Raw genomic sequence first — 8,143 nt, 5'->3', positions numbered from 1 at the left:
GTATGTATAAAATCTAAAACCATTCTCTTTATCTTTTTGTGGTTTTAGGAATCCTTTCTTTTCATAAAACCGTAAAGCATCTATTGAAACTCCAAATTCCTTTCCTACTTCTCCTATTTTATATTTCTTCATCCAATCACCTTCAAATCTATAATTCCTTTATATACCTATATAGTGTAACAAGTTTTGAAAAACAATTATATAAAAAATAAAAAGAGGTTTCGTTTTATAGAGAAATCTCTTTTTATCAAAATAGAACATCAATGAAGATATAAACTTCTATTACCCTACTACTTCTCCATGCATATCATAAAGCTTTAACGCCATCATTAAATTAAATCTCACTTCCGCATGATTTAAATCAACTGAAATGAGTGACTCAATTTTTTCTAATCTGTACAAGAGAGAACTTCGATGAATAAACAGTTCTTCTGCAGCACTTTTTACATTTCCATTGTTTTGTAAGAAGACATGTAATGTATTATATAAATCAATATTCTTCCCTTCTGAATATTCAATTAGCGGACCGATTTGTTTTTTTATAAAAAGGTCTACGGCTGTTGAATGATTTAAATGATGTAAAATGGCATACGATCCTAGATCTTCAAATAGTGCAAACCCCTGTTTGCGAAAGCGACTATCTAAAATATTTAAAGTCTGTATAGCTTGCTGATAACTAATATAATAGTCTTCCAACTGTTTTGTAGCACCACCAATCCCTAATAAAACACGACAACCTATAGGCGATGAGCTTATCCATTTTCCGATGCTATAAAACATCGATGCCCAAAATGTATCAGCGCCCTTTTTCTGGTTTTCAATAGGAACAATTAAAAGTTGTTCATCATTATGAGAAACTGCTAAAATGCCTGTCCCGAGTTCTGGAAGACGGTTCTTAATCAAGTCCCATATAAGTGACTTTTTCGCTTGTTGTTCGAGTAAGTTTCCTTTCTTTAATTCTTTCTCATCGAGTGAAATTGATACTACAGCGATTCGATGTTTTTTGAAAAGGTTCCATTGATACAAGTTGGCATATTGCAAAATGTTATCTCGATCCTCAATTTTTTCAGTTAATAATTTACTAATAAAGCTGTCTTTCATCTGTTCTTTCGTATCTAGAACGAGCTTTTGTTTAATAAACTGGATGGAGCATATATTTCGGGCTAAATCAACCGTTAATTGATCAAATTCATCCATCCCCCCGCTAGATCTTCGTACTGCTAAATATCCTAAAAAATTACCGCCCCCATTAATAATCCAAAACGAAAAACAATACTCACTATTATCCGGATCATTAATTTGGAAAGTATCAGTAAATCTTTGCTTTTTACGTTCTTCTCTTGTTAGTTCAGCTAAATGGTCTGCTAAGTGACTATCATTTTCATCATTAGATGCTATTGGTTGCATAAATCTATCAAAAATAAATACTGTATCTTGAAACAGACTACCAAGCATTGTTGTAATACCTTCAAAATTATTATCATCGACCGTTTCTTTTAATAAAGCTTGCTGATAGTCTAATAGAAAATGAAGACGTTGCTTATGTTCTTTCTCGCCATTATATAATCTTGCATTATCTAATATAGTGGCCAAATGATTTGCAATCATTTCAAGTGATTTTGAATCTGCTTCCGTAAAAACCCCTTCACATTTCTTTTCAACATGTAATACCCCAATCGGTTTCATATCAATAATGATTGGGGCAGTAAACTGTTCACCACCAATCGTTTCAAAAAATGGAAAGTGCTCTTTTAATACATATTTATCCTCAATCATAATTTTGTATGGCCTTCTCATTTCTCCATATGATGGTGGTTGAAAAACAAAACAGTTTTCAGTCTCGTTATAAAGGTAAACACATGCAAAATTCGAATTTGTTTCAATTCCCGCTTTAGAAGTTACTTCATATACATGCTTTTCTAACGGCACATCTAGTGACAGATTTTTGCTAATCCATCCAAAGCCTTCAATCTTTTTCAACTGCGACTCTTTTTGCCTTGCGACAGCTATGGCCACTGCTATATCTTTTCCGAACTCTTCAAATGATATTTCCATATCTAAAAGCGGGACATGACTTAAAAAGGCGACAATACAAAATCCAAAATGTTGGATATCATCTTTTAATGGAACAGTAAACCAAGTCTCCACTCCAGCACTTTGCAATGTTTCAGATAGAAGACACACTTCTGGTAAATCTGCCGTTTGGTCCGTTATGCTTTGATATTGTAGTTTGGAAGAACATTCATCAGCATGAAGAGGAAACGCTGAAGCTAAAGAAGTTAAACTCCCGCTCCATGCTTTTGGCAAAAACTGTCCTCCTTCATTAAAAATGACAGCTACGAAATCACAATGTAATTCTGAGCAAAAAGAATGAGTTAAATACTGAAGCGCCTCTTCTTCCGTATCGATTTTAATAAGCTGCCGTGATGTATTTCGCAAATGATATTCTATTCTTTTCATTAATCTCTCTCTCTTATTACTAGACACGCCCCATCCCCCATTTCATCTTTTCTATCTATTGTATAAGAAACGTTACATAAAATAAAAGTAAATATTCTAATTATTAACTAAACATTTTTAAATCCCGAAGAAATGTATCCCCGGGATTGATCATTCACTATTTTGCTGTAGTTACATTGTTATTTCCACTAGCAATCTCTTTTTTCTCTTTATAATAAATCCCATGTTCTTCCTTAACAAATAACAATGCTATACCACCGATTACAGCAGCAGTCGCAATTGCCGCAAAATTATATTGAGGCAATAAATGCATGGAAAGAAGAATACCTACCAAAGTCGGAGCTACCACACCTCCAAGACGCCCAAAGGCCATTGTACTTCCTACTGCTGTTGAGCGCATATTACTAGGATAATATTGAGAAACGAATGCATTTGACATATTTTGAAGTCCGACAGAAGCAGCACCAATCACTGAAATTAACAAAAATCCCAAAAACATATTGTTTACAAAGCCGATGAGTGATAGCGCAATTGCTCCACAGAAAAATAATGGGACAAGTACCTTTTTAAATCCGATTTTATCTACTATTGGACCGAAAATGAGTGTTCCAACAATAGCTCCAATTTGCATGACAGCTGTAAATGAGAGACTTGATTTAAGATCGTATCCTGACTGCATCATAAGCCTTGGTAACCATGTACTCATAGAGTAAATGAGTATGAAAGCACTAAAACATGAAATCCAAAACATAATTGTACTTACGGCACGCTTTTCCTCAAATAACTTAACAACAGGAGATCCTGCTTCTTTAGTTGATGGTTTTATAAATTCAATTGCCACATCTTTACTTAATTGTGGATTTACCTTAGCTATTACTTTTTTAGCTTCTTCTATTTTTCCTTTCATTAAAAGAAAACCAACAGACTCTGGAATGCTTCTCATTAAAAACGGGATAAACAATAACGGAATTCCTGCTAACCAAAAAACGGGCTCCCATCCTGCTGTCATAAGAAGGGAACGACTTGTAAGTGCCGCTGCCATTGCTCCAACTGAATATCCGCAAAAAATAAAAGATACGATTGCAGTTCGAACTCGTTTCGGCGAGAATTCTGTTGCTATAGCAATTACATTCGGCATAACTCCGCCAAGCCCTATACCTGCGATAACACGGAAAATCGCAAACATTACAGGACCGTTCGCAAAACCAGATAGACATGTAAATAGACTAAATAAGATTGTAGTTACTAGTATGATATTTTTACGACCTATTTTATCAGCTAATAAACCAAAGAAAGCTGCACCAATTGCCGTTCCTATAGCTGTATAACTACCAATTGCCCCTGCTGTAACATCCGATATTCCCCACTCTTTAATAAGCGAAGGTACTGTTGCTCCATAAATAACAGCATCATATCCATCAAATGCAATTACGATAAATAACCAAAATATTAACCAAATATGCATGGAATGAATACGACTCTCGTCTATCACATTCATCGGGTTAATCGATTTCATCTTAATAGCCTCCTTATATGGGAATTTTCCCTTTCTTGTATTTCAACATCAGTAAACGCTTTCAATTACCTCCTCCTAAGTTTCTAAAAACTTTTCTGAATTTTTCGTATTTAAATTGTAATAACTACTATTAAAAATTGTTATCCGCTTTTTATAGGAAAAAGAAAAGTAATATTCCTATTTAATGCTGACTTGGCTTCATAGGAATTAAAATTTGAACATAAAAAAGAGGTGCAATAAGCACCTCTTCTGCATGTATTTTAATAATTATTATTCATTTAAACTTTAATTGTTTCTTCCAGTTTTTCTATTACTTTCGCTATAGCTTCAATCGAATTCTCTGTTTCAAATTCCCCAACATTTAAAGAATGGTTTGCATTTTTGACAATTTCAATCTTTAACTTGGATTGTTCTAATTGATCCATTTGATTTGCATTGTATTGATGATCTTTGTCTCCAATAACTAATAGCCCTTCATGATGACTATGTAAGATGGAATCAAAAATCGCATCAAACGTCAGTAAAGGTGTAAGTAATAACATCTTTGACTGTACGTATTCTTCTCTCTTCATTAAGTCATTTGCAATCGGGATTGTTCCGAGTGATTTTCCTAAAAACATTGAATTGCTATATTGCCCACTTTTTAGCACTTCAATAATGACAGGATTAATATCATCCATCATTACTTTCGTTATTTCTTCCATTGGTTTTTCCATTAATTGTCCATCGTAGGAATAATGAATATGTACTACATCTATTTTATTTTCAAGCATAAGCATCGTTGCATAATAGAATAACGGTTTATCATAATTGTAGCCTGAACCTGAGAACATAAAACAAATTGTATTAGCACCTTTTTCGATATGTGTGTAACGAATGACTTTATCATCTATATGTATCTCTTTTTTAGTCCCCTTCACCGTTTTCCCCCTCCGGACATGTTTACTTTTGTAAAACGATATGTTCTGTATGAACTGATACAGCCTTTACTTTCTCTTTTATAAACGCTGGCTGTAAGTTATATGCATCTAACTCTTCTACCGGCACCCACTTAAACATATATGTTCTACCCTCTTCATTCAGAATATATTGGTCGGCTCCATTCGCGGGTAATTCATGCAGCTCTACTTCATAGTAAAAGCTAATTTCATGAAACTTTCGCTCAGAAAGTGTAAAGAAATTTTCTACTGACCATATTAACCTCTTTACTTCAATTGGAACAGCTAGTTCTTCTGCAAGCTCTCGTTTTAACGCATCTTCACTATTTTCTAGCATTTTCACGCGTCCACCCGGTACATACCAAAAATCTTCACCGTCACCTTGCAGAATGAGTATTTTATTATCCTGTTTACAAATTGCTCCGACTCGGTAATTAAAACATGTTTCCTCTACTTTAAACGTAAGATCCACACCGATTTCCCCCTATATTTTATTTAAATATTGAATCATTACAAAACTATTATGTATGTGCTGTACAAATAAGATTACTAAATTTTTCTATTCCGTTCAATGATTTTTGATTTTTTCAAAAACTCGATACACTTGATTTGTCATTACAAGTAAATATGCATATGTTACAATCACATTGCACACTAGAAAAGCAATATGGGGGTACGAATGGAAACGTTATTAATCCAGCAGACTGAGAAATCAAATAAGTTTTGGAAAATCGTTGTGAAAGATAGAGACTATGTTGTGTTTTACGGAAAAATTGGCACAGCTGGTAGTGTGAAAGCGAAAAAGTTTGAAACAGCAGAAGAATGTATAAAAGAAGCTAACAAACTAATCGCTTCCAAACGAAAAAAAGGATATACAGACCCGTGCCCTGGGGAAGATTACATAAAAGAAAAAACGATAACAGAAGAAAAATTTTGGGAACTACTTAATCGTGCAAAATCGAAAGGTGAGGACCAAGAAGAACAACTAGAATGGCTTACTTCTCACCTTGCTAAACGTACAGTACATGAAATTGTAGCTTTTGATACGCATATGCATCGTATATTAAAAGCTTCCTATACGTCTCGTTTATGGGCAGCGGCCTATATTATTATGGGTGGTTGTTCGGATGATTCTTTTGATTACTTCCGTGGATGGTTATTGTTCCAAGGAAAAGAAGTTTATGAAGCGTGTATTGAAGATCCAGAACTGTTAATTCCTGTGTTAGAAAATCTGAGCGAGTATGACGTTCCAAACATTGAAGAACTTTCTTTATATTTCGGTTTCACTGTATATGCAGAAAAAACCGGGGATGAAGATGATACTTACTTTACACTTTATCATGTCTTATCTAATCAAGAATTCGACGAGATAGATATTGAGTTTGACTGGAATGAAGATGACGAAGAAGGATTGAAAAAGATGTTTCCTAGACTGTGGGAGATGTACGGGGAAGAACCGATTGAGTGGTAGATTTACATACGAAAAATGCCTTGTTTCTTTAGTAACAAGGCGTTTTTTCTTCATACTATGTTTAAATTGTTATCTTTCCACTCCCCCACCACTTCATAAACATTTCTAAAGAAGGAACAACCCACGTTCTACCATCATTATTAATCCTACTTTGTTACAATAAGAATCGAATTAATATACTGTTCTAATAAAAAAATACATCGCCAGATTGCGATGTATTTTAGTTAATATATATTCCCTTATTAATATCATTTAACTCCGCACAACTTCCCCATCAACTAACTCAATAATTCTATTACACTTATTCGCCACTTCAATATCATGCGTTACAATAATAATTGTTCGTCCTTCCTCATTCAGTTGTAATAGTAGATTCATAATTTCTTCTCCTGTTTTTCTATCTAAATTTCCGGTCGGTTCATCTGCCAATATTAATTCTGGTTCACCTACTAACGCTCTTGCTATTGCGACTCGCTGCTGTTGTCCACCTGATAACTCGTCTGGTGTTTTATGCATATGTTCTTTTAAACCTACTTTTTCTAAATAGAACTTCGCCTTATTTTCTCTTTCACGTTGCTTTAGCTTTCTATACGTTAGTGGTAGTGCTACATTATCCAGTACAGTATGTTCTTTTAACAGTGCAAAATATTGAAAAATAAATCCAATCATTTCATTTCTTGTTTTATGAACTTTATTTGCTCTAATTTCATTTAATGGTTTTCCATTTAATATATATTCTCCCTCATTTGGCATATCAATTAACCCTATAACATTTAATAGTGTACTTTTTCCTGATCCTGATCGCCCCATTACAGCGATGATTTCACCTTTGTTTATCGTTAAATTTATACCATTTAGCGCAAACGTTTTATAATTCTTGTTACTATACACCTTTTTAATATCTTTTAGCACAATCAAACTCATTATTCCATCCCTCCTATTAATGTTTTCGGTTCAAGCTTTCTAATAAACAAGAAGACAATTACATTCGAGACAATGATGATCAATAATAAGAAAAGAAATACTAAAAATAATATAGGCATGTCCAATTTAAAGTCTAATGCCGATACTGCTTTAAAATCCTTTGACATTTGCAGCAGCTTCCCATATCGCCATGAAAAGTAAGCTATTGATATTCCTAAGCCAGCTATTGCTACAATAATGTTTTCTAAAACAATTTGAATAAACATTCCAAATTTACTTTCGCCAAAAACTATTTTTATACCAAATTCCCTCTTTCTCATCAAGATAGAAACGATGGTTGTTACTACCATTCCGACGATCGAGAATAGAATGAATAAGATTCCTACTATAAGTTGAGGTATTTCAGAATAGCTGTTAAGGGTAACATCTATATTTATTTCATCACCTAAATTTTTCAAATGAAACGTACCGCCATTTCCTTTAAGTTGAATTGATTCTTCTAGTTCCTTTACATCAGCATCTTTTCGTAAATGCAAAACTGTACTTTGATGCAGTCTTAAAAACATTCCTTCATAATTTTCATATCTATCAGATGACATAGGCATTATCATTGCGTAATCCAACTTCAAATAAACGTTCGTTGTATTATTATCTACGATAAATTTATTCTCTGGTAAAAAGCCTATAATTGTATATTGATTATTAATTGTATCCCCAACTTGAAAATATTTCTTAAAGTAAGAACCCATTAATACTTTTGTTTTTTCTTCACTATTTTTTGGAAAATCTTCATGCAAGAAACCCTCTTCAGGTTTTAAAGGTAAACCTAACAAT

At 33.5% G+C, this 8,143-nt stretch carries 8 protein-coding genes and 1 pseudogene; 1 reads left to right on the top strand and 8 read right to left on the bottom strand.

Annotated features, from left to right (window positions below; genetic code table 11):
- From V7038_RS11290 to V7038_RS11270, 5 genes are all read right to left on the bottom strand, one after another.
- Positions 1 to 132: MerR family transcriptional regulator (locus tag V7038_RS11290; RefSeq protein WP_335470277.1), on the bottom strand; the 132-nt coding region annotated here is incomplete at its 3' end.
- Positions 133 to 282: 150 nt separating this feature from the next.
- Positions 283 to 2,487: a helix-turn-helix domain-containing protein gene (locus tag V7038_RS11285; RefSeq protein WP_335470241.1), complete on the bottom strand. Its 2,205-nt coding sequence runs from the start codon at positions 2,485 to 2,487 to the stop codon at positions 283 to 285.
- 130 nt (positions 2,488 to 2,617) lie between these two features.
- On the bottom strand, positions 2,618 to 3,976 hold the full coding sequence (locus V7038_RS11280) for an MFS transporter (RefSeq protein ID WP_335470239.1): 1,359 nt from the start codon (positions 3,974 to 3,976) through the stop codon (positions 2,618 to 2,620).
- Between the two features lie 278 nt (positions 3,977 to 4,254).
- Positions 4,255 to 4,896 carry an alpha/beta hydrolase gene (locus tag V7038_RS11275; protein ID WP_070146678.1) on the bottom strand — a complete coding sequence of 214 codons (642 nt, stop codon included), beginning with the start codon at positions 4,894 to 4,896 and terminating at the stop codon, positions 4,255 to 4,257.
- Between the two features lie 22 nt (positions 4,897 to 4,918).
- Entirely contained in the window at positions 4,919 to 5,386 is a 468-nt protein-coding gene (locus tag V7038_RS11270) for an NUDIX hydrolase (protein ID WP_335470237.1), read from the bottom strand.
- Positions 5,387 to 5,593: 207 nt separating this feature from the next.
- On the opposite strand from V7038_RS11270, the gene V7038_RS11265 reads away from it, so the two are divergent.
- Positions 5,594 to 6,385: a DUF4240 domain-containing protein gene (locus V7038_RS11265; RefSeq protein WP_335470235.1), complete on the top strand. Its 792-nt coding sequence runs from the start codon at positions 5,594 to 5,596 to the stop codon at positions 6,383 to 6,385.
- 61 nt (positions 6,386 to 6,446) lie between these two features.
- Here V7038_RS11265 and V7038_RS11260 read toward each other — a convergent pair.
- The 3 genes and pseudogenes from V7038_RS11260 to V7038_RS11250 all read right to left on the bottom strand — a co-directional run.
- Positions 6,447 to 6,524 (bottom strand): annotated as a pseudogene (locus V7038_RS11260) (SMI1/KNR4 family protein); the annotation flags it as partial.
- A 113-nt stretch (positions 6,525 to 6,637) separates the two neighbouring features.
- Positions 6,638 to 7,309 (bottom strand): ABC transporter ATP-binding protein, encoded by a 672-nt coding sequence (locus V7038_RS11255; RefSeq protein WP_002110579.1) that lies wholly within the window; start codon positions 7,307 to 7,309, stop codon positions 6,638 to 6,640.
- The coding region (locus V7038_RS11250; protein ID WP_335470233.1) for an ABC transporter permease at positions 7,309 to 8,143 on the bottom strand (835 nt) is incomplete at its 5' end. The genes V7038_RS11250 and V7038_RS11255, both read right to left, overlap by 1 nt.

Source organism: Bacillus sp. JJ783, assembly GCF_036963225.1.
Taxonomy (GTDB): domain Bacteria; phylum Bacillota; class Bacilli; order Bacillales; family Bacillaceae_G; genus Bacillus_A; species Bacillus_A cereus_U.
This window is presented reverse-complemented; position numbering and strand designations above follow the sequence as displayed.